This is a genomic window from Methanocrinis sp., from assembly GCF_049974945.1.
Taxonomy (GTDB): Archaea; Halobacteriota; Methanosarcinia; order Methanotrichales; family Methanotrichaceae; genus Methanocrinis.
On record NZ_JBNGCU010000018.1, the window covers coordinates 1 to 25,363 of the forward strand.

25 protein-coding genes and 1 pseudogene are annotated in these 25,363 nt (G+C 59.7%); 11 read left to right on the forward strand and 15 right to left on the reverse strand.

The window, feature by feature from the left end; genetic code table 11:
• The 7 genes and pseudogenes from ACP5EL_RS03110 to ACP5EL_RS03140 all read right to left on the reverse strand — a co-directional run.
• Positions 1-230, reverse strand: a pseudogene (locus ACP5EL_RS03110) (TIGR00288 family NYN domain-containing protein); the annotation flags it as partial.
• 185 nt (positions 231-415) lie between these two features.
• A complete protein-coding gene (locus tag ACP5EL_RS03115) occupies positions 416-1,183 on the reverse strand; it encodes a TatD family hydrolase (RefSeq protein ID WP_428400986.1) in 768 nt (255 codons plus the stop codon).
• On the reverse strand, positions 1,180-2,730 hold the full coding sequence (locus ACP5EL_RS03120; protein ID WP_428401009.1) for a 2-isopropylmalate synthase: 1,551 nt from the start codon (positions 2,728-2,730) through the stop codon (positions 1,180-1,182). The genes ACP5EL_RS03115 and ACP5EL_RS03120 overlap by 4 nt, the downstream gene beginning before the upstream one ends.
• Positions 2,731-2,876: 146 nt before the next feature.
• Positions 2,877-3,644 (reverse strand): FKBP-type peptidyl-prolyl cis-trans isomerase, encoded by a 768-nt coding sequence (locus ACP5EL_RS03125; protein WP_428400987.1) that lies wholly within the window; start codon positions 3,642-3,644, stop codon positions 2,877-2,879.
• Between the two features lie 49 nt (positions 3,645-3,693).
• The gene (gene pyrI, locus ACP5EL_RS03130; protein WP_428401010.1) at positions 3,694-4,170 is read right to left on the reverse strand and encodes an aspartate carbamoyltransferase regulatory subunit; all 477 of its coding nucleotides are present in this window, start codon (positions 4,168-4,170) and stop codon (positions 3,694-3,696) included.
• A gap of 1 nt (position 4,171) precedes the next feature.
• On the reverse strand, positions 4,172-5,095 hold the full coding sequence (pyrB, locus tag ACP5EL_RS03135; protein ID WP_428400988.1) for an aspartate carbamoyltransferase: 924 nt from the start codon (positions 5,093-5,095) through the stop codon (positions 4,172-4,174).
• A gap of 39 nt (positions 5,096-5,134) precedes the next feature.
• Positions 5,135-5,908, reverse strand: a complete 774-nt coding sequence (locus ACP5EL_RS03140; RefSeq protein WP_428400989.1) for a CRISPR-associated protein Cas4 — start codon at positions 5,906-5,908, stop codon at positions 5,135-5,137.
• A gap of 377 nt (positions 5,909-6,285) precedes the next feature.
• Between ACP5EL_RS03140 and ACP5EL_RS03145 the strand changes: the two genes are divergently transcribed.
• On the forward strand, positions 6,286-8,763 hold the full coding sequence (locus tag ACP5EL_RS03145) for a DUF3160 domain-containing protein (protein ID WP_428400990.1): 2,478 nt from the start codon (positions 6,286-6,288) through the stop codon (positions 8,761-8,763).
• 8 nt (positions 8,764-8,771) lie between these two features.
• Positions 8,772-9,422, forward strand: coding sequence for a VIT1/CCC1 transporter family protein (locus tag ACP5EL_RS03150; protein WP_428400991.1), 651 nt, complete (start codon positions 8,772-8,774; stop codon positions 9,420-9,422).
• Between the two features lie 7 nt (positions 9,423-9,429).
• Here the strand turns inward: ACP5EL_RS03150 and ACP5EL_RS03155 are convergent, their stop codons facing one another.
• Positions 9,430-9,570 (reverse strand): hypothetical protein, encoded by a 141-nt coding sequence (locus tag ACP5EL_RS03155; RefSeq protein WP_428400992.1) that lies wholly within the window; start codon positions 9,568-9,570, stop codon positions 9,430-9,432.
• Between the two features lie 167 nt (positions 9,571-9,737).
• Between ACP5EL_RS03155 and htpX the strand changes: the two genes are divergently transcribed.
• Entirely contained in the window at positions 9,738-10,622 is an 885-nt protein-coding gene (gene htpX, locus ACP5EL_RS03160) for a zinc metalloprotease HtpX (protein WP_428400993.1), read from the forward strand.
• Positions 10,623-10,660: 38 nt separating this feature from the next.
• Positions 10,661-11,233, forward strand: coding sequence for a PspA-associated protein PspAB (pspAB, locus tag ACP5EL_RS03165; RefSeq protein ID WP_428400995.1), 573 nt, complete (start codon positions 10,661-10,663; stop codon positions 11,231-11,233).
• Between the two features lie 44 nt (positions 11,234-11,277).
• Here pspAB and pspAA read toward each other — a convergent pair whose 3' ends face one another.
• From pspAA to ACP5EL_RS03180, 3 genes are all read right to left on the reverse strand, one after another.
• Complete coding sequence (pspAA, locus tag ACP5EL_RS03170; protein WP_428400996.1) at positions 11,278-11,556, reverse strand: PspA-associated protein PspAA; 279 nt, start codon at positions 11,554-11,556, stop codon at positions 11,278-11,280.
• Complete coding sequence (locus tag ACP5EL_RS03175; RefSeq protein WP_428400997.1) at positions 11,553-12,248, reverse strand: PspA/IM30 family protein; 696 nt, start codon at positions 12,246-12,248, stop codon at positions 11,553-11,555. The genes pspAA and ACP5EL_RS03175 overlap by 4 nt, the downstream gene beginning before the upstream one ends.
• A 109-nt stretch (positions 12,249-12,357) precedes the next feature.
• Positions 12,358-12,909 (reverse strand): hypothetical protein, encoded by a 552-nt coding sequence (locus ACP5EL_RS03180; RefSeq protein ID WP_428400998.1) that lies wholly within the window; start codon positions 12,907-12,909, stop codon positions 12,358-12,360.
• Positions 12,910-13,055: 146 nt separating this feature from the next.
• Here ACP5EL_RS03180 and ACP5EL_RS03185 point away from each other — a divergent pair, with 146 nt between their 5' ends.
• Complete coding sequence (locus tag ACP5EL_RS03185; RefSeq protein ID WP_428400999.1) at positions 13,056-15,185, forward strand: ATP-dependent DNA helicase; 2,130 nt, start codon at positions 13,056-13,058, stop codon at positions 15,183-15,185.
• Positions 15,186-15,251: 66 nt separating this feature from the next.
• Here ACP5EL_RS03185 and ACP5EL_RS03190 read toward each other — a convergent pair whose 3' ends face one another.
• Both ACP5EL_RS03190 and ACP5EL_RS03195 read right to left on the reverse strand, forming a co-directional pair.
• The gene (locus ACP5EL_RS03190) at positions 15,252-15,629 is read right to left on the reverse strand and encodes a DUF555 domain-containing protein (RefSeq protein ID WP_428401011.1); all 378 of its coding nucleotides are present in this window, start codon (positions 15,627-15,629) and stop codon (positions 15,252-15,254) included.
• A gap of 359 nt (positions 15,630-15,988) precedes the next feature.
• Positions 15,989-16,534, reverse strand: a complete 546-nt coding sequence (locus ACP5EL_RS03195; RefSeq protein ID WP_428401000.1) for a ribbon-helix-helix protein, CopG family — start codon at positions 16,532-16,534, stop codon at positions 15,989-15,991.
• Positions 16,535-16,680: 146 nt separating this feature from the next.
• Between ACP5EL_RS03195 and ACP5EL_RS03200 the strand changes: the two genes are divergently transcribed.
• The 6 genes from ACP5EL_RS03200 to ACP5EL_RS03225 all read left to right on the forward strand — a co-directional run bounded on the left by ACP5EL_RS03200 (position 16,681) and on the right by ACP5EL_RS03225 (position 21,198).
• The gene (locus tag ACP5EL_RS03200) at positions 16,681-16,860 is read left to right on the forward strand and encodes a hypothetical protein (RefSeq protein WP_428401001.1); all 180 of its coding nucleotides are present in this window, start codon (positions 16,681-16,683) and stop codon (positions 16,858-16,860) included.
• Complete coding sequence (locus ACP5EL_RS03205; protein ID WP_428401002.1) at positions 16,857-17,231, forward strand: P-II family nitrogen regulator; 375 nt, start codon at positions 16,857-16,859, stop codon at positions 17,229-17,231. The genes ACP5EL_RS03200 and ACP5EL_RS03205 overlap by 4 nt, the downstream gene beginning before the upstream one ends.
• Positions 17,232-17,484: 253 nt before the next feature.
• Positions 17,485-18,714, forward strand: a complete 1,230-nt coding sequence (locus ACP5EL_RS03210) for an ammonium transporter (RefSeq protein ID WP_428401012.1) — start codon at positions 17,485-17,487, stop codon at positions 18,712-18,714.
• 109 nt (positions 18,715-18,823) lie between these two features.
• Positions 18,824-19,162 (forward strand): P-II family nitrogen regulator, encoded by a 339-nt coding sequence (locus ACP5EL_RS03215; RefSeq protein WP_428401003.1) that lies wholly within the window; start codon positions 18,824-18,826, stop codon positions 19,160-19,162.
• Between the two features lie 178 nt (positions 19,163-19,340).
• Positions 19,341-20,867: a tetratricopeptide repeat protein gene (locus ACP5EL_RS03220; RefSeq protein ID WP_428401004.1), complete on the forward strand. Its 1,527-nt coding sequence runs from the start codon at positions 19,341-19,343 to the stop codon at positions 20,865-20,867.
• Between the two features lie 22 nt (positions 20,868-20,889).
• Positions 20,890-21,198, forward strand: coding sequence for a hypothetical protein (locus ACP5EL_RS03225; RefSeq protein WP_428401005.1), 309 nt, complete (start codon positions 20,890-20,892; stop codon positions 21,196-21,198).
• A 34-nt stretch (positions 21,199-21,232) separates the two neighbouring features.
• On the opposite strand, the gene ACP5EL_RS03230 is transcribed toward ACP5EL_RS03225, so the two are convergent.
• Both ACP5EL_RS03230 and ACP5EL_RS03235 read right to left on the reverse strand, forming a co-directional pair.
• Entirely contained in the window at positions 21,233-22,531 is a 1,299-nt protein-coding gene (locus ACP5EL_RS03230) for a phenylacetate--CoA ligase family protein (RefSeq protein ID WP_428401006.1), read from the reverse strand.
• Between the two features lie 213 nt (positions 22,532-22,744).
• A partial coding sequence (locus tag ACP5EL_RS03235) for an S-layer protein domain-containing protein (protein WP_428401008.1) occupies positions 22,745-25,363 on the reverse strand: 2,619 nt, incomplete at its 5' end.

Consider the following 25,363-nt stretch of genomic DNA (forward strand, 5'->3'; position numbering starts at 1 on the left):
CCCTGGTTCTCCACAGCCTCCACCAGCTTCTCGGAGGCGTACTGGTTGAGGAATACCCGGCCCACCTTGATGTCGCCGTAGTCCTTCAGGATGTCTCTGATCTCCTCCAGGTCGATCTGAAACTCCTTTCGGAGCATGTTGGGCCCATCAACCAAGAGGCCGATCCTCTTCCTTCCCTTCTCCTTCTTGGAGCCCAGATACTTCATTATGTGTTCGAAGCGTATCGGCATCAGATCACTGGTCCATCTCGCTTGCACTGTGTTTTCCGCGTCCATCTGATATAATTTTCCATCTTATTTCGATGAGAGAGGGCATAAGATCAAGTCAGAAGGTCAGATCCTGAGTCGGGCGCGGGTTTAGAATCGGATAGAAGAGAGTCAGGGATAAGGCAAAGGAGCGGGATAAAGGTTCCCGCTCAGAGGTTGAATATCCTTTTGGCGTTTGCGGTGGTGGCTTTTGCCACCTCTTCAGGTGGAAGGTCTTTGATCTTGGCGATCAGGTTAAGGGACTCAAGAACGTATGCAGGCTCGTTTCTCCCCTTTTTTGGAGAGAGAAAGGGGCTGTCGGTCTCGATCAAGAGCAGGTCCAGAGGAACCTGTCTTGCCAGAACCTGGTGCTGGGCGGACTTGCAGACGACGGTGGCGAGGGAGATGTAAAATCCGCGGTCTACGGCCTCTCTCATCGTCCCCACCGTCCCGCTGTAGCAGTGGAAGACGACCTTGTTCAGGTCTTTGACCATATCGAAGGCCTCGTCCTCGGCGAGGCGGGCGTGGATCACCTGGGGCAGGTCCAGCTCTTTCGCCAGGCCGACGACCTTTCGAAAGACCTCTCGCTGCCGGTCCCTCCCCTTCTGGTCGGGGCAGCGGTAGTAGTCGAGGCCCGCCTCGCCCACGCCTACGATCTCCTTGGCGTGAGATCGGATCTGGTCGAGGGTCGCCTCCACATCCTCGTCGGTAGTCTCGGAAAGGCCGTTCGGGTTGAGGCCCAGGGTCGCGAAAACGAAGTCATACTTTCGGGCGAGCTCGAGGCTCTTCCTGTTGGTCTTGAGGTCGATCCCGGAGTTGATCATGGTGGTCACCCCGGCACCAAGGGCCCTTTTGATCACCTCGTCTCTATCCTTGTTGAAGTTCTTGAAGTCGAGGTGGCAGTGGGTGTCTACCACCTCGTATTTTGTTCCGCTCAACTTGCTTCTTCCTCCAAAAGCATCAGTCTATTTATGGCGTTGATCAGCGCCTCCACCGAGGCCATCACTATGTCCTCTCTTGCGGACCGGGCCGTCACCTTCCTTCCGAGGCGGCTGTTCTCGACCCCGATCACCACCTCGGCGAGGGCGTCAGACCCTCCGGTTATGGCCTCGATCCGGAAGTCGCTTACCTTGACGGCGGTCTCGTCTCCCAGGATCCCCCGGACGGCCCTGAGGGCGGCGTCTACGGGACCGACGCCGATGTCGGCGAGGACCCTCTCTTCGCCCCTGACCGTGGCCCTGACCGTGGCCGTCGAGGTGAGGGTGTTTCCGGTCATCACCGCCAGCTCCTTCAGGATTACGGCCTGCTTCTCCTTGGCCAGCTCTCCGATGACCACCTCGGCTATGGTCTGAAGGTCGGCGTTGGTCACGCACTTCCCCTTATCTCCCAGATCTTTCACCCTCTCCAGGATCTCCTGGAGCTGGCTCTCGTTGGGTCCGTACCCCATCTCCTCCAGGGACTGCTTGACGGCATGCCTTCCCGTGTGCTTTCCGAGGACGATCCTCCTCCGGTGACCCACCATCTCCGGCGTCATTATCCCCGGCTCGAAGGTGTCGGTCCGCTCCAGGACGCCGTGGCTGTGGATACCGCTCTCGTGAGAGAAGGCGTTCTCGCCGACGATGGGGGCAGTCCGTGAGATCCTCACCTCCGAGAGCCGCTCGACGAGCTTTGCGGTCTCCACCAGGTAGGGGGTCTTGATGGAGGTCTCCGCCCCGTAGATGGAGTGGAGGCACATCGCCGTCTCGGCGAGGTTTGCATTTCCCGCCCTCTCCCCGAGGCCGTTGGCCGCCACCTGGACCTCCCTCGCCCCCGCCTCAAAGGCGGCGAGGCTGTTGGCGACGGCGAGGCCGAAGTCGTTGTGACAGTGGACGTCTACGACCATATTCTTAGTCGAATCGCAGATCTCCTTCACCATCTGGTAGAAGGTGGTCGGAATCGCCACCCCTACGGTGTCGGGGATGTTTATGATGTCGCAGCCGGCATCCTCCACTCCTCCGAAGATCTCCTTGAGGAAGGGGAGGGGCGTTCTTGTGGCGTCCATCGCCGAGAAGAGGCAGACCCTCCCGTGATCCTTGACGTACTCCACTGCTCCCATTGACTGCTCGACGATCTCCGCGCGGCTCTTTTTGATGGTGTGCTGGATCTGGATATCCGAGGTCGAGACGAAGACGTGGACCATGTCCACGTCGGCGTCAAGGGAGGCGTCGATATCCTTTCTTATGATCCTTGAGAGGCCGCAGACGGAGGCTTCAAGTCCCTCGGCCGCGATCTTCTTCACCGCCTCGAAATCGCCTCGAGAGGATACTGGAAAACCGGCCTCGATGACGTTCACGCCGAGCTTGTCGAGCTGCCGAGCGATAATGATCTTCTCCTCCGGGGTCAGGGAGACGCCGGGGGTCTGTTCACCATCCCGGAGGGTGGTGTCGAAAAACCGAACTTTTTCTCCACGCAGCGCTTCGATGTTATAGAAAACGATCCCGCGCAGATTGCTCTTGCGTCATAAGACCTGAGATGTAGCTGGCCCTATAAAACTTTTTGCCAGAAAGGAATCCCCTCGCCCACCCCTACAGGGCGGGCGACGGATCCCCAGAACCGCGCCCAAGGTGGTTCTCTTACTCGGAAAAATGAATTTCAGCTCTGCGCGTCTGGCTCGGAAGCTTCGGCCGGAGTCTCAGTCTCCTCTGCCTCCTCCGCCTCGGACTTGGACGGAGGGGATACCAGCTGCGAGGTGACGGTGGGGGTGAGCTTGTGGCTCTCGATGTACCGAACTTCCTTGAGCTCGAGGAGCCTCATCGCCATCTCGGCGACGCCCCGCCTTATCATCGGCCACTCCTTGTAGTAGCTCATCTCCCAGGGGGATTCGATCTCGGCGACGTCGTCCTCCAGAATTTCGGCCTTGAGGTCGATCTTGGCGAAGATCCTGATCAGGCTCTCCAGCTTCTCCTGCCGGTCCTCGATCCTCTCGACGATGGTGTAGTCGAACTTGACCGTTTTATCGGCGAGGGCGTGGTTGTAGTCGATCCTCGCCTTCCTCCCGATGATCCGGGTCAGGGTTCCCATCTTGCCGTCTACAGAGACCCGCATCCCGATCTCGGGCCTCTCCTTCTTGAACTTGGTGAGGGGTATCAGCTCGACGTTCTCTGGGTCGCGAACTCCGTAGGCCTCCTCGGGGGGTACCTCCACGCTTCCCGAGCTTCCGATCTCCTTTCCCATCAGCTCGTCTTTGAAGCCCTCCACCACGTCTCCGGACCCCACCACGATCAGGGCTGGAGCGTACTCGACCCCGTCCTCGTAGATGTCATTGTTCATCGCCACATCCCGGTTCGTGGTGGATATAACCTGGCCGTCGACGCTCTCGGTGTAATCTACCTTGATGAAATCGCCATCTTTTACCGTCATATTGAACTCCGTCCTTGGAAGGATAACTAGCTCTGCAGCCTTTTCGCTTCTATATTAAGTAGTCTGCTATCTTCTCGGTGATCGGCTGCTCGCAGTAGACGCACCTGAGGGCCACAGGGTTTTTGCTCTTGACCAGGAGCTGGGACTTGATCGGCTCGTTGGTGTTGGATATGCAGGAGGGGTTGGGGCACCTCAAGACGCCCACGATCAGGTCCGGCATGTCGACGGTATACTTCTCGACGACCCGGCGGCCCCTGATGATGTTGATCGTCGCCCCCGGGGCGATGAGGGAGATCTTGTTCACTTCATCCTCTTCCAGCTCGCGGTCCTCCACCTTGACGATGTCCTTTTTGCCCGACCTCCGGCTGGAGACGTTCATGAGGACGCTTATCGTCGCCTCGGTCGTCTTATCGATTCCCAGGATCTTGAGGACGTTGAGGGCCTGGCCCGCCGGTATGTGGTCGATGACCGTCCCGTTGCCGATGGGGGTGACCCTCATGGCAATCTCATCGAGCTTCGTCTCCATCTCAGTCAAGCCTATCACCTATCAGCATCTTGAGAAGGGCCATCCTCACCGGCACGCCGTAGAAGGACTGCTTGAAGTAGAGGGCGTGGCGGGTATCGTCCACCTCGGGCGCGATCTCTTCCACCCTGGGGAGCGGGTGCATGATGATGAGCCCCTCCTGGACCCCCGCCAGGCTCTCAGGCCCGATCCGATAGCTTTTGGCCACCTTCGTGTACTCGTAGGGGTCGGGGAACCTCTCCCTCTGGATCCGAGTGACGTAGAGTACGTCCACGTCTCTGATCACCGAGTCGAGATCGTGGGTCTCGCGGACCCTCGTCCCCTTCCCCGCCAGGTCCGCCTTGATCGGCGCGGGCATCTCCAGGCTTGGAGGCGAGACCAGGGTTATCTCCGCACCGTAGAGGGCGAGGGCGTAGGCGAGGGAGTGAACGGTCCTTCCGTACTTCAGGTCGCCGACGAGGGCGATCTTGAGGTCCTCTAGGCTGCTCTCCTTTCTTATGGTGTAGAGATCGAGGAGGGTCTGGGTCGGGTGGTGGCCAGCACCGTCCCCGGCGTTGAGGACCGGGACCGGCGAGAACTGGGACGCGAGGCGGGCCGAGCCCTCCTTGGGGTGGCGGATGACCAGGGCGTCGGCGTAGGCCCCGATCACCCTGATGGTATCGGCCAGGGACTCTCCCTTGGCGATGGCCGACCCCTCGGCGGGTCCGAGGTTGAGGGTCTTTCCGCCCAGGCGCATCATCGCCGTCTCGAAGGAGAGCCTCGTCCTGGTGCTCGGCTCGAAGAAGAGGAGGGCCAGGATCTTTCCCGAGAGGGCATCGCACCTCCCGCCCCGGGCGTAGGGCTCCAGGGACTCGGCCAGGTCGAGGACGGAGTCGATCTCCTCGCGCGAGAAATCCCGCATGGAGAGGACGTGCCTCTTTCCGAACATGCTCCGACCTTCCGAAGCTTTGGAATATAACGCTTCTGATCAGAAGAACTTGGAGGCGAGGGTCGATCTCGTCTCGCACGTCTCGGTGACGGGACACCGCTCGCAAGGAGCCTCCCGGGGTCGGTCGGGGAGCTTTCCACCGTTGATCAGCCTCACCCGGTCCCTGATCCGGAGGACCCTCCTCCGGTCGGAGCTTCTGACCTCCACCTCCCGGACCTCCCCGGCCCAGGGGTACTCGACGATCCCCGAACCGACCCTCTGATCCAGCTGATCCTCCAGGAGCATGGCGTACCCTGCGAGCCGGAGCCGGTCGCTCCTCCAGACCCCGGTCTCCGGAGGGCTACCCGTCTTTATGATCGAGGGAATCTGGACAGTGCCTTTCGTGCCACCGTCTCCAGCCCTTGAGACGATCCGGTCTATCCTCCCGGAGAGGCCGAGCCGATCGGACCGGAGCTCCACCTCCACCTCGCTGGGGGTCAAAAGCACGAGCTTCGGCGAAAGATTGGTTGCTATCTCGGGCAGGGTCTCGCGGATCTCCACGGCGGCCGCCCGGAGGTCGTGGATGTTGACCTCATCCCCGCAGATGACCGGAAGCTCGGCCTCGGCCCGGTCGAGGACCTCGCCGAGCCAGGCCAGAAGGTCGCTCCCCCCATCGGGCTCGAACTCGGATAGGGACAGGGCCACCTCCCTCAGGAGGAGCCTGGCGGGGCTTTCGGCCTTCGGCCAGACCGAGCGGCCCATCGCCTGGAAGTAGACGAGCCGGGGGCAGAGGAGGTAGAGGGAGATATCGGAGATTCTCACGGGCGAGGGCATGGTATGATATGTGGTGATACAAATTTAAAAAGATATGGAATGTTGGCGGGAGCCGGCAGGTACGAAGACTAAATGCCATCTTCGAGGGGCATTTGATCTCCTTGCACTTCGATGAGAGGCTTTTGATGGAGATCGGTCCTAGAAACCCCTCGCAAAGCTCTTGCCCTCCGCAAAGCTCTTGCCGTTCTGCCCGATGATCGCTTGCAGCCTTCGAGTTACACCCAAAAACCTTCATATAACTTGGACTCGAAGTTATAAGCCAATTGGGGGTTATCATGCTCAATCACTTCATCGGCAGGCGAGCCTTTGGAATCTGGTTTTCGATCGCGATCATCATAATTTCGATAGCTGAGCTATCTCTGGGAGGTGCTGCGGCCTTGGCAGAAGGTGCATCAGGCTATGAGCTTCCTTTATCCAGGGAAGATATCGATAATTTTGAAGATTTCAACTCCAAGTTGCAGCTGGGCGACGAGGAGCTGGAGCGGCTGGAGAGAAACGGGTTTGTGGTGATGAAAGATCCCTTCTCGCAGAACCTGGAGGATATCACGGCCCCCTACAAGCTCCTCAAGAGGCTTGAGCTTCCCATCTTCGTCTCCTCCGACTCCCTCCTCCACGTCTACCACATCCAGTTCGAGGAGACCTTGAGGAGGATCGAGGAGGAGCACTTCTATGGCGACCTCTGGACTATAAGCGAGATGATGCTGGCGAGATCGGTGGCCGACTACGAGGCCTCTTCGGGCGAGGCGAAGGAGGCGGCGAAGATGAACGTCGCCTTCTTCTCGACGGCGTTGAGCCTCCTTTCGCCTACGGCAGACCAGCTCTGCCCGGGAGGCGGCCGGGAGTGCGACGAGAGGAGCTTTGAGGGATCTTACCCCTACTTCACCTCCGAGGAGCTGGAGGAGAGGAGCTTCGAGATACCGGCTCTGGTGGAGGGGGAGGTCGCAGCAGAGCTGGCCCTGATCGAGGGAGAGGCCGGGTTTTCAAAGTCGCCGCTATTCGGCCGCGACGAGGACTACTCCCAGTACCGGCCCCGGGGCCACTACACCCGATCTGAGCGGCTGAAGAACTACTTCCAGGCCATGATCTGGTATGGGAGGATGGGCTTCCTCCTCCAGGGCTGCGACGGCGACTGCATCGTCTCCGAAAAGGAGGCAAAAGTGCAGACCCGCGCCGCCAGCATGATCGCCGAAGACCTCCTCGACGACCCCGGATCGAAGGAGCTCTGGGACCGGATATACAACGTCACCTCCTTCTACGTCGGATACTCCGACGACCTGGGCCCGTACGAGTACAACGACGCCATCGACGATCTATTCGCAGAGAAGGTCTCGGCCCGGGACCTCTCGGACAGGGACCTCGGCCACCTCAAGGCCAGGCTTGCGGAAGAGAGATCGCCCCGGATCTACGGGGGGATGGGGGTCGACTCTCCGGCCTGCGCCGCCGAGCCGCCCTTCTCGCCGGAGGAGGCCGACCTCTGCCTCGCGGCGACGGCGGGTCTGCGCTTCATGGGCCAGCGGTTCGTCCCCGACTCCTACATCTTCCAGAGCCTGGTGATCCCGAACGTCGGCGGCTATACCGGCGAGGGCGACGCCTTCACCCTGGGTCCTTACGGCCGCCACTTCCCCCGGGGCCTCGACCTGATGGCGATTTTGGGATCGGAGCGGGCCGACGAGATCCTGAAGGCGTTGGACGATGCGAGCTATCTGAACTACTCCTCCTCGCGGGCAGAGCTCGAAGGTGAGTTCGATTCGTTCGGCGAGGAGGACTGGCAGAAGAACCTCTACTGGTCGTGGCTTTACGCCCTGAAGCCCCTCCTCGAACCTTTCGGTCCAGAGAGCCCGGCCTTCATGCAGACGACGGCCTGGCAGGATAAGGAGCTGACGACGGCCCTCGCCTCCTGGGCTGAGCTTCGCCACGATACCATCCTCTACGCAAAGCAGAGCTATACCCTGAGGGCCATCGCCCTCCCCCCCCAGGAGCCCGAGCCGGTGGCCGGCTACGTCGAGCCCGTCCCCGAGGTCTACGGAAGGCTCCTCGATCTTGCCAAAATGAACCGGGTGGGGCTCGAGGAGGCCGGCCTTCTCGATGACCCTTCCCAAAGCCGCCTTGAGAGCCTGGAGACGATCCTTGAACGGCTGGAGGAGATATCGACGAAAGAGCTGGAGGGAGGGGAGCTGACCGAGGAGGACGTCGAGTTCATCGGCGACTTCGGGGAGAGGCTGAACGGAGCGATAGAGGGGGTGGACGATAAGTCGAAGAAGACGACGATCGTCGCCGACGTCCACACCGACCCGAATACGGGGCAGGTCCTGGAGGAGGGGGTGGGCCGCGTCAGGCTCGCCGCCGTCGCCTACGACCTTCCCGACGGCAGGATACTCCTCGGAGCGGGGCCCGTCTTCAGCTACTACGAGTTCAAGCAGCCGATCGGCGACCGGCTCACCGACGAGGCCTGGCGCGATATGCTGGCGGAATCGCCCCCCGCAGACCCTGAGTGGACCGCGAGCTTTGCAGGCTGGCTTTCCTATTCGGTTCTGGAGGCCGGATCTGCGGGTGAAGGGGGCGAAGAAGATGTTATCGGAGCCCGGCCCGGCCGAGGCGCCGAGATCCGCCTTGAGGACTTCGAGGTTAGGATCGGCTGGAACCTAAACCAGGGATGGTACGCCGACTGCACCATCACCCTCAACAACTCTGGCGATGCCGAGGGGACTGCCAACGTCATCCTGGAGGACGGCGACGGAAACCTCCTCCGGGAGCTGGAGGTCCTGGTCCCGGCGGGCTCCACCGTGACCGAGAGGGCCGAGGTCGACATCTCAGCAGGCAGCCGAGAGGTGAGCTCGAAGCTGGTGGAGGGATGAGCAATAGGATGATCGGCTGGGGAGTGGGGCGAGGTGGGTACGGCTCCTGCTCCTTCGAGGACGGTGTTCGTCTGATGGATCTCAAGAGGATCAAAAAGTATATTTTGGTCAGCCAGGCCCACGAGATCGCCCTCAGGGTCTTCGTCATGAACTCCTTCGACGGGATACTGGCCATAATGGGGGTGGTCATAGGCGCCCATCTCTCCGGGGTCTCCGACCCCCGGGTGGTGATCACCGCAGGAGTCGGAGGGAGCGTCGCCCTGGGGATCTCGGGGATCAGCAGCGCCTACATAGCCGAGAGCGCCGCAAGAAAGATGGAGCAGAGGAAGCTGGAGGGGGCGATGCTGAAGAGCCTGGACGACACCCAGCTCTCCAGGGCCTCGAGGTTTGCGGCGGTGCTGGTGGCCCTGGTGAACGGGATCAGCCCGACCCTGGGAGGGATGATCCTCCTCCTCCCTTACGTCCTAGCCCCCTCGGCGACGGTGCTGGATCCCTTCTACGCCTCCCTCGCCCTCGCCTTCATCCTCCTCTTCGTGATGGGCGCATATCTGGGCAAGATCAGCGAGGGCCAGATCATCCTCTCCGGCCTGAAGATGATCCTGGTGGGCATAGTTACGATGGTGGCGGTCAACTTGCTCGCAGGCCCCAGCGCCCTGTGAGATCTTTCTAGATCAGGCCGATCTGCTGCGGAGGCGTCTGGGCCCTCGCCCCTCCCACAACCACCTCCTCGTAGATGTAGAACCTGAGGGGCACCTCGGCGGAGATCTCACCCATCATGACGATGGTGATGAACAGCGGTGTTCTCATAGTTGCGGAAATTATTTTCAAACTATAAATCCGTTAGTCCACAATCAGACCACAAAAAGTTCCGTGGTCAAAAGTGGACTCTTCGACCCTTCCAGCAACAAATCCCTTAAATCCCAAAAGGTCGATATAGCCCCAAGATCAAGCTTCTCTCAAGGTGTAAGTAGATCATGAAAAGAAAATGGCATCACGACAGGGGACTGGAGGCCAGGATGCTCTTCACCATGTTCCTCCTCTTCCTCGTTTACATCGCCTTCCTCGCGGTCCTGGCGTACCGGGGGACGGGGCTGGTGGGGATGCTCGCCTTCGTTAGCATATTCATGCTCATCCAGTACTTCTTCTCCGATAAGCTCGTCCTCAAGGGCATGGGCGCGAAGATCGTCTCCGAGAGCGAGGAGCCCGAGCTTCACCAGATGATCTCGAGGCTCTGCGCCATGGCGGACCTTCCCAAGCCGAGGATAGCGATCGTGGATACGCCGATGCCCAACGCCTTCGCCACCGGCAGAAGCCCGGGGAAGGCCGTGGTGGCGGTGACGACGGGGATCAGGCGCCAGCTGACGGCGGCGGAGCTGGAGGCGGTCCTGGCCCACGAGCTCTCCCACGTCAAGAACAGGGACGTGATGGTGATGACGATCGCAAGCTTCCTCTCGACGGTCGCCTTCTTCATCGTCCGATACTCCTTCTTCTTCGGCGGCGGAGGCTCCAGCCGGGATCGCGGCGGGATCGCGGCCGCCTTTCTGGCCTCGGTCGTCGTCTGGATCGCCAGCAGCCTTCTGATAAAGGCCCTCTCGAGGTATCGGGAGTTCGCCGCCGACCGGGGCTCGGCGGTGATCACCGGCCAGCCGTCGAATCTGGCATCGGCCCTGATGAAGATCAGCGGCGTCATGCCCCGGATACCGAAGGAGGACCTGCGGAAGGCCGAGGGGATGAACGCCTTCTTCATCATCCCGGCGGTCTCGGGCTCCTCGATAATGAACCTACTCTCGACCCACCCTCCCGTGGAGAAGAGGATCGCGGCCCTCCAGAGGATCGAGAGGGAGATGGAGACGGCGTGAGGCGAGGTCGGCATGAAATCGTTCGAAAAGAGGTTGAGATGAGGTTTAAGATCCTGGACGCGATCCGGGGAAAGAGCGAGCTTCCGACGGCCAAGCTCGACCGGCTCTTCGCCATATCCACCGCCAGCATCACCCTGGAGGCGAACCTGGGGCTCTCGCCGGCAGGGGCGGCCGGGATCTGCCTCAAGCCGATCGAGTCCTCGAGATACGAGGCGGCCCGGGCCGAGATCGAGGACCTCCTCAGCTACGGCGCCCGGGAGACGGGAACGAAGTACAGGGTCGAGAAGGACGAGTACCGCTATCTCTGGGTGGTCCTGGAAGATCCGGACTTCGACGACCTGGTGGCGAACGTCCATCTGGTGAGCACGACCATGATAGAGCACGGCTTCGGCGAGCAGCTCCTCTGCGCATTATACCGGTTCCGGGGAAGAAACGGCCCGGTCTACTGGATCTACAGCTTCAAGGGAGGCGCCTACTACCCCTTCGTCCCTCTTGAAGGGCATCAGAGGGACAACTCGTCGGAGTTCCGGCTCAGATCGGTGATGGAGCCGGAGCTTCCCGTAGAGAAGGACCTGGAGAAATGGTACCCCCTCTGGGGGATACCGCTCTAATCCTCATGTTTTGATTATGTTCGTATTTCGACGATCTTTCGATCCTAATCCTCGATCAGGCCGCATCCGCTGAATATCCTCTCCGCCTCGTGGAGGGTCAGATCCGCTGGAGGCACGATTATGTCCGACTCGACGATCTCCTTTGGGTCCAGGGGTTCGCCCTTCTCCTTTATCGTTGAGATGAGGCTCGATAGCTCCCTCTTGAAGCCGGCCTCGTCGTTCTTTGCAACGTGATCGACGATCATGTTGTCGATCTCGTTCAGATCGTCGAGGAGGGAGCTGGAGACCAAAAACTGCCCCTCGCCCATGATTCTGATGATCATCTCCCTTCCTCCGTCTTCAGCCGGGCGAGCTCCGACTCGACGTTGCTTTCGGCCTGGATCTGGGCAAGCTCCCTCTCTATCTCGTCGCTCCCGCTGAACACCTCCAGGGTTCCCCTCTCCACCAGCTCGTCGAGGGCCGCAGACCTCGCCTTCATAGTCTCGATCTTCTCCTCAGACCTCTGGACCGCAAGACCCACGTCGGCCATCTCCTCGCTGATCCCGGTCAGAGACTCGGTCACCTTGACCTGGGCCTCGGCAGCCGAGTACTGGGCCTTGATCGTCTCCTTCTTCACCCTGAAGGACTCGACCTTTGCGGAGAGCCTCCGCTCGGTCGCCTCGAGCTTCGCCTGCTCTCCTTCGAGGTCTCTGATCTGCTGGTCGAGGCTCTGGGCCTGGACGGTGAGGGTGCTCTTCCTCTCCAGGGCCTGGCGCGCCAGGTCCTCTCGGTCGGATTTTATCGCCTCCCTGGCCTGAGAATCGAGTAGGTCCATCTTCTGGTCCAGCTTCGCCCTCTGAAGCTCCAGCCTCTTCTTGGAGGTGGCGACCTCCGCTACGCCCCTCTTCACATTCTGCAGAAGCTCAAGCTGCTTCTGGTAAGAGTAGTCGAGCGTCTCGTTGGGATCTTCCGCCCTGTCCATAATGGTGTTCATCTTGGCCTTGACCACGGTGCTCATGCGGTTTAGCAATCCCATGATAATACCTCATTTCAGCCGATAATCTACATTCAAAGCTATTCAAAGCTATTCAAAGCTATTCAACGCCCCGGCTAAGAAGGGACTTGCCGCGGGCTCTGATCAGATCTCACCTGAAGACCAATTTCTTTTCGACCTCGAACTTTCCGTCCAGCATCGTCTTGGTATCGATCTTCTCGTAGATGTCCTCTCTGAAAGCCTCCAGGTCCCATGTCCCGCTGAACTCGCTCTGTACGTCGAAGGCGGTACGGTTGGGTGCGATGACCATGCGGTCCCAGCCCGAATAGGAGGAGACGACGTTGACGTTGGATATGTCCAGGCCGGTTCCGTTGAAGACCCGGGAGGAATCAAAATGCTGAACGTTTACGAGAAGCCCATCAGGAAACTCTATCTTCCGGTCGATCTGAGAAACCCCAGCGGACTGGTCAAATCGGCCGGTAGAGAAATAGTCTATTGCGCCCTTCCCGTAAAGGACCTCGGTGTTGGTGAACCCCTTCCATCGGTCCAGATTCGAATTCACGATCTCGGTCTGGCCATCTCCGCTGACATCGAGATAGCCGGTGACAAAGCCGTCCTGATAGGCCGGCGAGGCCGAGGCGTCCGTCGCCAGGGCGGCGAAGGACGTCATCAGGACGAGCAGAAGTGCGATCGCGCTTTTCATGTTACTCCCTGAATATCATATAACGCAATTACATTTAAACCTTTTTCATTGAGGCCATATCGGTCTGATCTGAGCCGGATCGGGATGCTGAGGAGATCAGGCACGATGGATAGCATTTATCACCTTTAAGCTGAAACCAGAACGGTGTGTATCTGGACTATTTCCCCTACGAGTCGCTGAGGCCTTACCAGGACGCCATGCTGGACGACGTTTACAGGATTGCAAGAGACGGGGATCATGCGGTGCTGATGATCGACGCCCCCACCGGCAGCGGCAAGACCAGCTGCATCTCCGCCGCCCTGGCAGCGGCTCCCGGCAAGATCGCGGTGGCGGTGAGGACGATCAGCCAGATAGACGTATACCTGGACGAGATAGAGAAGATCTGGTCCAAAACCAGGCACCGACCCACCATAACCTACATGGTGGGCAAACAGAAGATGTGCCCCATCGCCGACGAGTTCAGCGGAGAGAGCGTCTACGCCGGCTGTGCACGGCTCCGAGAGTGGACTAAGAGGAGGATGGTAACGAGGCTCGCGGAGGTGGGCGGCAAGTTCTATGACCCCTCCAAAGACAGAAATTCGCCCTCGAGCGTCCCCGGTTACAGAACCTTCTGCCCCTACTACCTGATGAGCAGAGAGGTCTTCGAGCTCTCTGGAAAGCCCCACTTCAGACACTCCGGATCGATCCTCGACCTGGTCGACGACCTGAGGTCGGGGATCAGGTCTCCCGACCAGTTCCTCAGAGAGTGCGGAGAGGTCTGCCCCTACGAGGTGATGAGCCTCTCCGCCAAGGGCAGCGACGTCTTGATCCTCAACTACTCTCACCTCTTCAGCCCCGAGTTCCAGGAGATAATCTTCGACTGGCTGGAGATGGAACGGGAGTCTTTGACCTTATTCGTCGACGAGGCCCACAACCTGGGCGATGCGGTAAGGGCCCTCAATGCGAGGATCCTGTCCATGAGGATGATCGATCTCGCCGAGAAGGAGGTCGAGAAGTACCAGCAGTCGATGGGTCAGTCGAGGCTCGAGGAGTCTTCCCTGGACGCCTCATCGCGGTTGAGGGGGGTGGAGGTGATCGGAACCCTTCTGCCGAGGCTTCGAAAGTACATCGAGAGCCGCCAGTCCCGGATGCAGGAGGGCGAAGAGCTTCTGGACGCAGACCTCTTCCGCGGGTTCCTCTACCAGGGCTTCGAGGACGTGGAGGACGCCCTCTCGGCCGCGACGGAGGTGGCGGTGATGGTGGCGGAGCTGGAGCTGGCGGAGGGTGATCGCGAGAATCTGAAAGGAGATATCGAGCCGAGCCTGGGACAGGTCCTACTCTTCCTGAACGACGTGGAGATGGCCGAAAGAGACCTCGCATACCAGAGGAAGATCACCGTCAGCGGCACCGGCGACAAAAAAAGGGCTTGGCTGGAGGTGAACAACATCGATCCTGCGCCTCTGATCAGAAGGGTTACCGACAACATCAACGCGACAGTGATGCTCAGCGGCACCCTCTCGCCTCTGGATGCCTACGAGCTCTACTTTTTGGGGGAGAGGGATAGGGCCAAGAAGATCAGCCTCCCCAACCCCTTCCCTTCGGATAACAGGCTCCTCATGGTGGCCAAGACCGCCACCACACAGCTGGAGAAGAGAGAAGAGGCTGGAAATAGAAGGGAGATCACAGAGCATATCGAGGCGGTCATCGAGGAGGTTCCCGGAAACGTCGCCGTCTTCTTCACCTCGTACTCGATGATGAACCAGTACGAGAAGACCTGCAAGGCGGCGGCGAGAAGGGCGGGAAAGATGCTCTATGCCGAGCCGAGGAACGCCGAGGACGTCCCCGATATCCTGGACGACTTCTTCAAGGCGGGAAAGAGGCAGGGGGCGGTCCTTCTGGGGGTCTCGGGCGGAAAGCTCGCTGAGGGGATCGACTACAAGGGAGAGGCTCTGAACGGGGTCGCCGTGGTGGGCCTGCCCCTCGGCTTCTATAACGAGATCCAGAGGGAGACCAACCAGTACTACGTCAGGAAGTACGGCCAGAAGAACGGGATCTTGATCGCCTACACCCTGCCCGCGATAAATCGGGGGCTTCAGGCGGCCGGAAGGGTGATCAGAGACGCCTCGGAGCGGGGTGTGATCCTCTTCTGCGACCGGCGGTTCAGGGAGGGAGGAAGAGGCGGCGTGAGATCCTTCCTCCCAAGATGGATCCAGGATGAGCTGATCGTCACCGACGCTCAGAAGAGCAGGGAGATCATCAGGGCGCGGGTCTCTGAGTGGGAGCGGCTTCGGGGCTGATCCGGGAAGTTGGGCTCAGGATCGAGATTTGGACTCGGGATTTCGCCTCTCGGATCTTCTGATTTATCACCTCGGCCTCATCGGCCTTCCCGCTCTTCCTCCCTCGATCTCCTCGACCTCCACAAGCCGGAGGGGGACCGCCCCCAGGGCCTTTCCGACCATCGCCTTTGCTATCCGGAAGGCGTGCTCCTCGTTCTCGGTGTCGTAGACCTTGATCTCGAAGAGGAGGCCGACCAGGGCGGTTCCCGCCACCATGAAGACGCCGTCCAGGGACTCGCCGCAGGCAGGACAGATCGTCTGGCCCATCTCCACCTCCACGAAGTCGAGCTTTTTGTTGTTCAGTCTCTTTCCCGCCTCCGATATCGCGACCCCGATGGCGTCGTCGGGGGATTTGACGTCCCTGACCAGCCAGGCGCCCTCCAGAAGGACCTTGAAGTTCGTCATTATTAGTCCTGGTTGGGGGATGGGGGATATGTATGTTTTCGGTGAGATCTCGATCTTGTCCGTCGAGAAGGCGACCGACTCGTCGTGGAGAAGCTCGTTGTGGATCTCGGCACTCAAAAATCAGCGAGACTATTCAAATCGATCCTTAACCGATGACCAATGCAGTAGACTCAAAGTCGTCGGGATAAGGGGCAAAGATATCGGAAAGCCTGTCGCTATACGGAAAATTTATCAGGTTTAGGTGTATTCGGGTCATAGTAGGGTAACACTGGGCACTTCATCTCAGAAGATTAAAAAAAACTTTTGGGAGGGTTATCCAGCCTCCAACTTCATCACTGGAAAAGCAGAATAGTGCCCCCTCAGGGCAGGATCCTGATCCTCAGCTTAGAGAAGTCCTCTTTTATGTCTACCTTGATCCCCATCTTGGAAAATATTTCCTCCAGCTCCGTCTTGACGAACTTTTTTGGAGTATCGTAGCCGAGGAGGAGGGTGAAGTCGGCATCGGAGGTTCTGCTCAGCTTGAAGAGGTTGCAGAGCTCAAGCCTTCTCAGGACCGTTTCTGCATTGTGATTTTTCTGCTTGAACTCCTCGGCGTGAGCCTGGGATACCTTCCGGTGCATATCCCAAAACTCCCCCCGTACTGGATGGGTCTCGATGAAGGTGAGAAAAAGTATCCAGTGGTCGATGTCGAGGATTATGTGCTCGCCGACAGAGAGCATCTCGGAGTAGGCGTAGATCCTCTCCTCGTCGACCGATTCGAAGAGAGCCCTGTGCTTGCTGTAGAACTTCAGAGCCTCCCGCATCAGCTCGCTCTGAGATATACCGAGCTCCTCCCTCATATCCCGGAAGAGCTTTGCGGTCTCGCCATCTAGGGCTATAGTGACTCTCTCCGGCGTTTTTGCCATGACGGATCTTCTTTTCCATTGCATGTATTTACCCTTTTTGTGCATCAGAGACCGTCTCGGACGATTCCTCAGAGATCATATCCCTTCATAACTTTTGTGAAAACTTCATAAAAGGGTATAAATAGATTCTCGCGAGGCTGGAGTTCATGGGCTCTTTGGCGAAGAAAGAGGGGGTATTCGATGCCATCGAGTCGAAGAGCGTCAAGTTCGTAAGGCTGTGCTCCACGGGCGTACTGGGTCTTCCCAAGAGTCTCCCCATCTTCCGGCCAGATCTCGACATGACGAGGACGGGAAAGGGTCCGGATCTCTTTGGTCGAGGCGGATGACGTTGATGAGGGTTGAGGCTATAATCCCTCCGGATAGGCTTGAGAGGTTGAAGGCCGCCCTGGAGGAGAAGGGTTTCGTCTCGATGACCATCAGCGAGGTGACGGGCCGGGGAGAGCAGAGGGGAATAAAGCTCCGCTACAATGGGCGGGCCGAGCATCTCGACCTGCTCTCCAAGGTCAAAATCGAGCTGGTAGTCTGCGACTACGAGGTGGATTTTTTGATCGAGACGATCGCCGAGGCGGTCAGGACCGGCAGGATCGGGGACGGCAGGATCTTCATCAGCCCGGTCGCGAGGTCGATCAAGCTGAGATCCGGCGAGGACATGGCCCGGCTCGAAACCCTTTCGTCCCGATCCCTCGAAGACCAGTGAAGGTCGGAGACCTCTGATCTCATCGACGTAATGAACCCGCCGCGCTGGCCTCGTCTTGGCCATCCTCTTATTGAGATCGCATCATTGAAATCGCTCATTCCCATTAATTCAATATTTCGTCAAATTCCAATTATGAAACTTTCATATACATTAGGAATATGACATATTTCTCCATAAATATGCTTATAAAATAGGCGGCATTCTTGACGCTATGGATCTGCCGATGCGTAAAATCCTGCTCTCGTCGACGCTGATGGGATTTGTGGGGACTGCAGCTGCCGGATCCGCGATAAATCCCGCGGACAACGCCTGGGTCCTGATCAGCGCCGCCCTCGTCTTGATCATGATCCCGGGAGTTGGGCTCTTCTACGGGGGGATGGTCAGAAAGAAGAACGCCATATCCACGATGATATTCAGCTTTGCCATCATGGCAACCATAAGCCTTCAGTGGATATTGATCGGGTACACCCTCGCCTTCGGCACCGACATCGGAGGGGTGATCGGAGGGCTCGATCACCTTGGACTTAGGGGTGTCGGTATGGAGGCGATGGAGGGGTTGACGATACCCTCTCTCACCTTCATGATCTTCCAGGCGATGTTCGCGGTGATCACCGTCTCCCTGATAACGGGAAGCTACGTCGAGAGGATCAGGTTCAGCTCTTTTCTCGTCTTCTCCCTGGCCTGGGCTACCCTCGTCTACGACCCCATCGCCCATTGGGTCTGGGGCGGGGGATTCCTCTCGGAGATGGGGGCCCTCGACTTCGCCGGCGGGATCGTCGTCCACATCAGCGCCGGAGTTTCGGCTCTGGCGATAGCGATGGTCATCGGAGCTAGAAAGGGCTTTGGCAGGGACCCCATGGAGCCTCACAACATACCGACGACGGTCCTGGGGGCGACCCTCCTCTGGTTCGGGTGGTTCGGGTTCAACGCGGGGTCCGCCCTGGCCGCCGATGGACTGGCGGCCAACGCCTTCGTCACCACCAACACCTCAGCGGCCGCCGCTGCCACCACCTGGATGCTCCTCTCATGGCGGGATCGGGCCCCGAGCGCCCTGGGGATCGTGACCGGAGCGGTGGCGGGGCTTGCCGCCATAACCCCTGCAGCCGGGTTTGTGACGCCTCTTGCGGCGGTTCCGATCGGCGTGGGGGCGGCCTTCGTCGGCTACTACGCCATCCTCTTCATCAGGGGCAGCAAGAGGGTGGATGACTCTCTGGACGTTCTCGCCTGCCACGGGATCGGATCCACCTGGGGCGTCGTAGCCACCGGGATCTTCGCCTCCATCGGCGCGGCCGGCCTTCTCGCTGGAAACTCTCATCAACTGATGGTGCAGGTCGTGGCCGTCGCCATCGCCTGGGTCTACTCCTTCGTCGCCACCTTCGGGATCGCCAAGGCCGTGGACGCGGTGATGGGCCTTCGGGTCGGAAATGATGAGGAGGCTGTGGGCCTGGACATCAGCCAGCACGGTGAGGGGGCTTACGCATGAAACTGGAGCTGGAAAGGTCGGGAGAAGGGCGGAAGGTGAGGATGGGTACAAGGTACGACGAGTACGATTATGGGCACACGAGGTTGAGGCTTCGAGGAGATGCTCTGAGATGAAGAAGATTGAGGCGATAATAAGGCCCGAGAGGCTGAGCCCGGTGAGGGAGGCCCTCGACAAGAACGGCTTTCCGGGGATGTCGGCGACGGAGATCAAGGGGAGGGGCCGGCAGAAAGGGGTAGCCCTCCAGTGGCGGGCCGGGGACTACAAGGTGGAGTTTCTGCCGAAGGTGAAGCTGGAGCTGGTGGTGGAGGACGACGACGCCGACCGTCTCATCGACCTGATCTGCGACGCCGCTCACACCGGCGAGGCCGGGGACGGCAAGATCTTCGTCCATCCCGTGGTGGACGTGATCAGGGTCAGGACGAAGGAGAGGGGACCTGCCGCCGTATAGTCGGCGCCGTCCGGCCGGCTCGGCAGCCTGGGCCAGCCGGCTGAATCCAGCCCAAAAAGCCGACTCCAATTTTTTTTGGCACCGTCGAACTTTCCGCCCGGGAGGAGAATCGGGGGCTCGGTTTCACCAAAAGATTTTCTTAGATCGAGGTAGAAAGGACCTCCAGGCGGGAGGCTTGATGAACTCGAAGATTATGATCTTCTCTTTCTTGGCGGTCCTGGCGCTCTTCCTCGCGGGAGCTCTCGCGGCCACCATCACCGTAGGTCCGGAGGGTTGCGATCACGTCAGCATCCAGGCTGCCATCGAGGCCGCGAGCCCCGGCGACGTGGTGGAGGTCGGTGGCGGCACATATCGCGAGAATCTGGTGGTGGACATGCCCATAGTCCTCCGGGGCGCGGGAGACGGCACCGAGAAGCCGATCGTCGATGCCGGTGGGCGGGGGAGTGCCGTGACCCTAGTCGCCGACGGCGTCCGACTGGAGGGCTTCGTCCTCGAGAACGGAGGCTTCGGCTGGGCCGGTATCGATGTGAGGTCGGGAGAGAACCTGATCCGAGGAAACCTGGTCACCGAGAACAGGTGGTACGGCATATTCCTGGACGGCTCCAGCGATAGCATAGTCGAGGAGAACGTCGTCTGGAAGAACAAGTACGGAATATGGATCAACGCCGGGTCCGACGAGAACCGGATCCGGAAAAACCTCCTCCAGGAGAACGAGAACTACAACGCCTTCGACCTGGGAACGAACCTCTGGGAGGGGAACTTCTACGGCGATTTCGATGGGTCTCTCTCCGTCTACGAGGTCCCTGGCATATCCAGCGTCGACCGATCTCCTTCCGGCCCTGAGAGGGGGGCCGCCGAGGAGCCCGAGAACGAGCCCGAGAAGGTCCCCCCCCCAGCAGTTGAGGACGCGGCAGGGGCCCAGGAGGCCGCCCCCTCCGAGGATTCTTCTTCCGGAGAGGAGTCGTCTGCAAGCCCTGCCCCCGAAGCCACTCCCGCTGAAGAGCCTACTAAACGGACCGGCACGAGCCTGATGGACCTGGACCTAAAGGTCGATTCTTCTGGAGAAGAGGCGGCTGAGGTTTTAGCGGCTCCCGCGGTCAGCGACGCCGTCGTAGACGCCGAGCTGGGAGAGTCTGAGACGGTCGAGGCTGCCGGGGAGCCGATCGTCGAAGAGCCCTCTTCTGAGGTCCTCTCGGCCGGGGACTGGGTCAGAAGGGGCGACTCCCTCAGCGGAGCGGGCCGTTACGACGAGGCGGTGATCTGCTACGAAAGGGCCCTGGAGATGGAGCCGGAGCTGGCCGCCGCCTGGGACGGGAAAGGGGACGCCCTCCTGATGACCGGAAGCTACGATAAGGCCTTGAGATGCTACGAGAGGGCTCTGGTGATCGACCCCAGATCCCTGGAGAGCTGGTACCACAAGGGCGAAGCCCTCCAGATGCTCCTTCGGTTCGACGAGGCTCTGGGCTGTTACGACGAGGTCCTCAAGATCAATCCCAGTTTCGCGGAGGCCTGGAACAAAAAGGGGATGGCCCTCAACCGGCTGGGCCGGTACCAGGAGGCTCTGGACTGCTTCGACGAGGCCCTGAAGATCGCCCCGGGATACGCCGCCGCCTGGAGCAACAAGAGCTGGTCCCTACAGATGCAGGGGGAGGGCGATGCCGCGAAGGAGGCCTTCGATCGGGCTAGGGCTCTGGGGTACGGCTGAAACCCAAAAGGTGAATTTTGGTATGGCCGCGGGAGTTCGATGGGAGGACTTGATAGAGGAGGTCGAGGCCCTCCGAAGGCTCCACGGCGACGCCATCTGCGACGCCGATAAGTGCAGGGATTTCAACCGGAAGATGGCGGAGCTTCTGATGAAGCTCGAAGAGATGGAGGAGTTTGCTCTGGCCGACCGGGCCATGGACGCCCTCTCGGTCTGCAACCCCAAGACCGGCTCGCACTGCGACAACTCCGAGAGGATGAAGGGTATCTTGGAGAGGCTGAAAGAAAGGGTGAATGAAAAGACGAAAGAGATGGTTGGCGATATCTGCCCATAAAATGTAGAGGCTAAAGTGCCTTTGGCGGCACCAGCTAAATATCCCTCAGATCCACGATCTTCTTCGACTTCCCCTCGGTCCGGGGGAGGCTCCCCTTCTCCACCAGCTCCACCTTCGACCTGATCTTCATCACCGACTTCAGCTCGCCCTCCACCTTCTTCTGGAGCCGTGCAAGGTCCGCGAGCTCCCCAGTGAATGCAGAATCGCTCATCTCCACCTTGATCGCGATCTCGTCGAGGCCGTGCCTCTTTCTGTCCACCACCACCTGGAAGTAGTCCCCGATCTCGGGCATCTTGAGGAGGACGTCTTCGATCTGGCTGGGGAAGACGTTGATCCCCCTCACCACCAGCATGTCGTCGGCCCTCCCCAGGAACCGGTGGAGCTTGACGCTGGTTCTGCCGCAGGGGCAGTCCTCCTCCATCATGTAGGTGACGTCTCCCGTATGGTACCTGATGAGGGGCATCGCCTCCTTGGTGAGGGAGGTGAGGACCAGCTCGCCCCGCTCGCCGGGAGCGCAGAGCTCCCCCTCGGGATCGAGGATCTCCACCAGAAAGTGGTCCTCCCAGATGTGAAGGCCGTCCTGCTCCTGGCACTCGAAGGCGACCCCCGGCCCGAACATCTCCGAGAGGCCATAGGAGTCGTAGGCCTTGATCTTCAGCATAGACTCAAGCTCCGAGCGGGCCTCGTCAGACCAGGGCTCCGCCCCGAAACAGCCGATCTTCAGGGAGAGGTCGCCCGCGATCCCCATATCGATCACCGTCTCGGCCAGGTAGAGAGCGTAGGAGGGGGTGCAGTGGAGGGCCGTGACGCCGAAGTCGATCATGATCTCGATCTGGCGTTTGGTGCTCCCGGTGCCGCTGGGGACCGCCATCGCTCCCATCTTCTCGATCCCGTAGTGGATCCCGAGGCCCCCGGTGAAAAAGCCGTAGTTGACGGCGTTCTGGAATATGTCCTCTTTTGTGCAGCCGACCATCACCAGGTCTCGCGCCACCATCTCCGACCAGGTCTCTATATCCCTCGCGGTGTAGCCGACGACCGTCGGCTTTCCCGTCGTCCCGGAGGAGGCGTGGACCCTCACGATCTCGCTTTTGGGGACGGCGAAGAGGCCGAAGGGGTAGTTGTCCCGCAGATCGCCCTTCCTAGTCTCCGGAAGGGATCTAGCGTCATCTAAACCCGTCACGTCTCCGGGGGTCACGCCGAGGTCTTTCATCTTCTGATGATAGAAGGGCACGTTATCGTAGGCCCTCTTCACCGCATCCTTCAGGCGTCTTTGCTGCAGATCCTGAAGATCTGACTTTTTCATCGTCTCGATCTTGGGTTGCCAGAAGTTCATGGGAATCTCGATCCTGAAATTTTAGTCGGCCGAAACCGATATGCTACACTCTACCGTGAGAGAACTCGTCAGGGTATATCAATCATTCCCTGAAATGGTTCGTCTCATCAGGATGGGTGGAGCACCCGGACCCGATTTTCTCTTCTAAGAGGAGAGATTCCAAAGAAAAAAAAGAGGTTTTTGTTCAAGAAAAAAGAGGTTTTTGGGGCAGAATCAACGGTTCTTGATCTGCCCCAGAATCTCGTTCAATTTACCGGTCGAGTAGAGGTAAGCTCCGCCTCCGATGAGGAATAAAAGCACCAGAATCCCGGCGATCATGCCGACGTTGCTCCTCTCCTCCACCGTCAGGGTTCTCTGGACTCCGTCGACCTCCAAGGTGTAGAGGCCGGGCTCCTCGGGCTGGTACTCGAAGGTCACCGAGCCGCTCTCCCCGGCGCCGACGGTCAGGTTCTCCGTCGCCTCGAGGTTTCCGTTGACCTTAAGATTCACCGTCGTGGTGTCGCTGACCGATCCCCGGTTCTCGGCGTTGGCGGTGATCTTGATCGTCTTTCCGGCCCGGGTGGTCTCGTCCATCTCGATGCCCGCTATCTCGATCGGCGTCGTCACCACGATCTTTCTTGAGCCGCTCTCGTACCCCTCCTTGGAGGCGGTGATGGTGTGGGAGCCCACCGCGTCCGAGGTGTAAGAGAGCGTGCCGCGACTGTCGGTGGTGCCGATGCTGGACCCATCGAAGGCGAGGTCAGCACCCTCCACCGGCCTCTGGTCGAGGCCGATGGTGGCCTTGATCACGAAGCTCTCCCCTTTCATCACTTCCTGCGGCGAGCTGACGGCGAGGACCCTCTCCTCTCTGATCTCGCTGACGACGAGAACTCCCTTGGCGTCTGTATATTCGTCCCTTCTGGCCTCGACGTCGAAGCTGCCGGCGACAGTCGGCGAGTAGACGTATACTCCGTCGGTATCTGTGGTCCCGACCTCGTCGCCGTTGATGGTGATGACGGCGCCGATCACCGGATCTCCGTCAGAGGTGACCACGATCTCTGCTGGGGTTCCCACCGTAGCCTCCGGGATCTCGATCCTCATCGGCTTGAGCTCGGCCTTCACCTCGACGACGGGGACTACGAGCCTACGATCGCTGTCGGAGACCTTGAAGAACATGTTCTCCATGATGGAGATGCTCTTGCCCTTGCCCAGGCTGATGGAATCGTCGTTCACCATCTCTATTCCGCCGTCAGAGACGCTGTCGATCTCCATCTTGCCGTAGCTCTCGCCCTCTTCTACGGATCGGGGCTTGTCGGATATCTGGAAGATGCCCTCTACGGTGGCCAGGTCCTCCTCCCTCCCCCGGAAGACGCTCTGGACGTGAACCGCGATTATCGGCACGTCCTCGCTTCCGATCTCATCGTCATAGGTGAGGGTGGAGCTCGACACAGAGCTTCCGGGCTCGACGACCTTGCTGTCGACCTCCTCGCCATCCTTGGTGATGGAGAGGAATACCTTATTTCCATCAAGGTCGACCTCCTTTATCCGGAGCTCGTACCCCTCCTTCAGCGGGAAGGTGGCACCGCTCCGAACCGTATAGGACTCGTCGTCGTCTATGAGGACCTTTCTCAGCTCCTCCTCGTTTATGACGCTGAACTCGTCGGTGAAATCGGTCTCGTCGCTGTATCCGGCGAAGTACTTCTCGGCCAAGAAGCCTATGACGTTGTAGTTGCCCCAGCGGTCGTACTCGAACCTCACCGATTGGGGAATGGTCCTGTATCTGAGGTCTCCGTCCTCGATCTTGTCTCCTGTGAACCTGGCCTCGAGCATCTCGGTCCCCACGTCGTCGTCGATGTCGTAGTAGAAGCCCTCGAAGTTGTAAGGGGTCCAGGTGAACTTGGCGACCGACGGGTCGACGATCGTCCCTCGGATCTCGTAGCTTCCCGTCCTCTTCACCGTCGGACCGAACCGGAGCTCGTCGGCGTCGGCCACCAGGAAGCTGACGTCCCCCATCACCGAAACGGTCTTCCCCTTCCTCAAGGTGATGGAGTTGTCGTTTGTCATCCTGATGGTGTCGCCGGATATCGAGTCGACCTCCATATCTCCGTACTTGTCGCCGCTGGCGACGGTGGTGTACCGGTCCGAGATCTGGAAGATCCCATCGACGGTGACCAGGCTGGACTCGGTGCCTCTGAAGATGTTAGATAGGTGAAGCATGATCAAGGGCAGGTCCTTGCCGCTCAGGTCCACCTCGTACTTGTAGGTCGAAGATCTGAGGTTCGTCGGATCTATCACCTTGCTGTCCACCTCCTCACCGTCCTTGGCGAGGGAGAGCCAGACCTTGTTCCCGTCCAGGTCGATCTCCTTTATCCTGATCTCATACCCCTCCTCCAGGGGCAGGACCGAGCCGGTGTCCACGGTGTACTCCTCGTCGTCATCGATGAGGACTTCGCGCAGCTCCTCCTCGTCGAGGAGGCTGATCTCACTGTCCACGACGTCGGGGTCCGCGCCCGTGTATCCAGCGAAGTACTTCTGAGCCATGAAGCCAATGACCTGATATTCGCCCCATCTGCCGAACTCGAAAGCTATCGAATCGGCCTTCGTCTCGTACTCCAGATCTCCCTCCTCGATGGAGCGGTCGTACCCGTCACCCGACTCCTTCAGGTGGACGGTGAGGGTTTCGGTCCCCACGTCGTCATCGAGATCGTAGAAGAAGCCAGAGAAGGTCTGGGGGTCCCAGGTGTAGTCGGCCGGATTTTTGCCCTCCCGCCATATCCGGTCGGTGGTGGAGAGTTCCTCTCCGTCCTCCTCTTCAGAAACTGCCTCGGCCGTCTCATTCACAGCGCCTGCGGT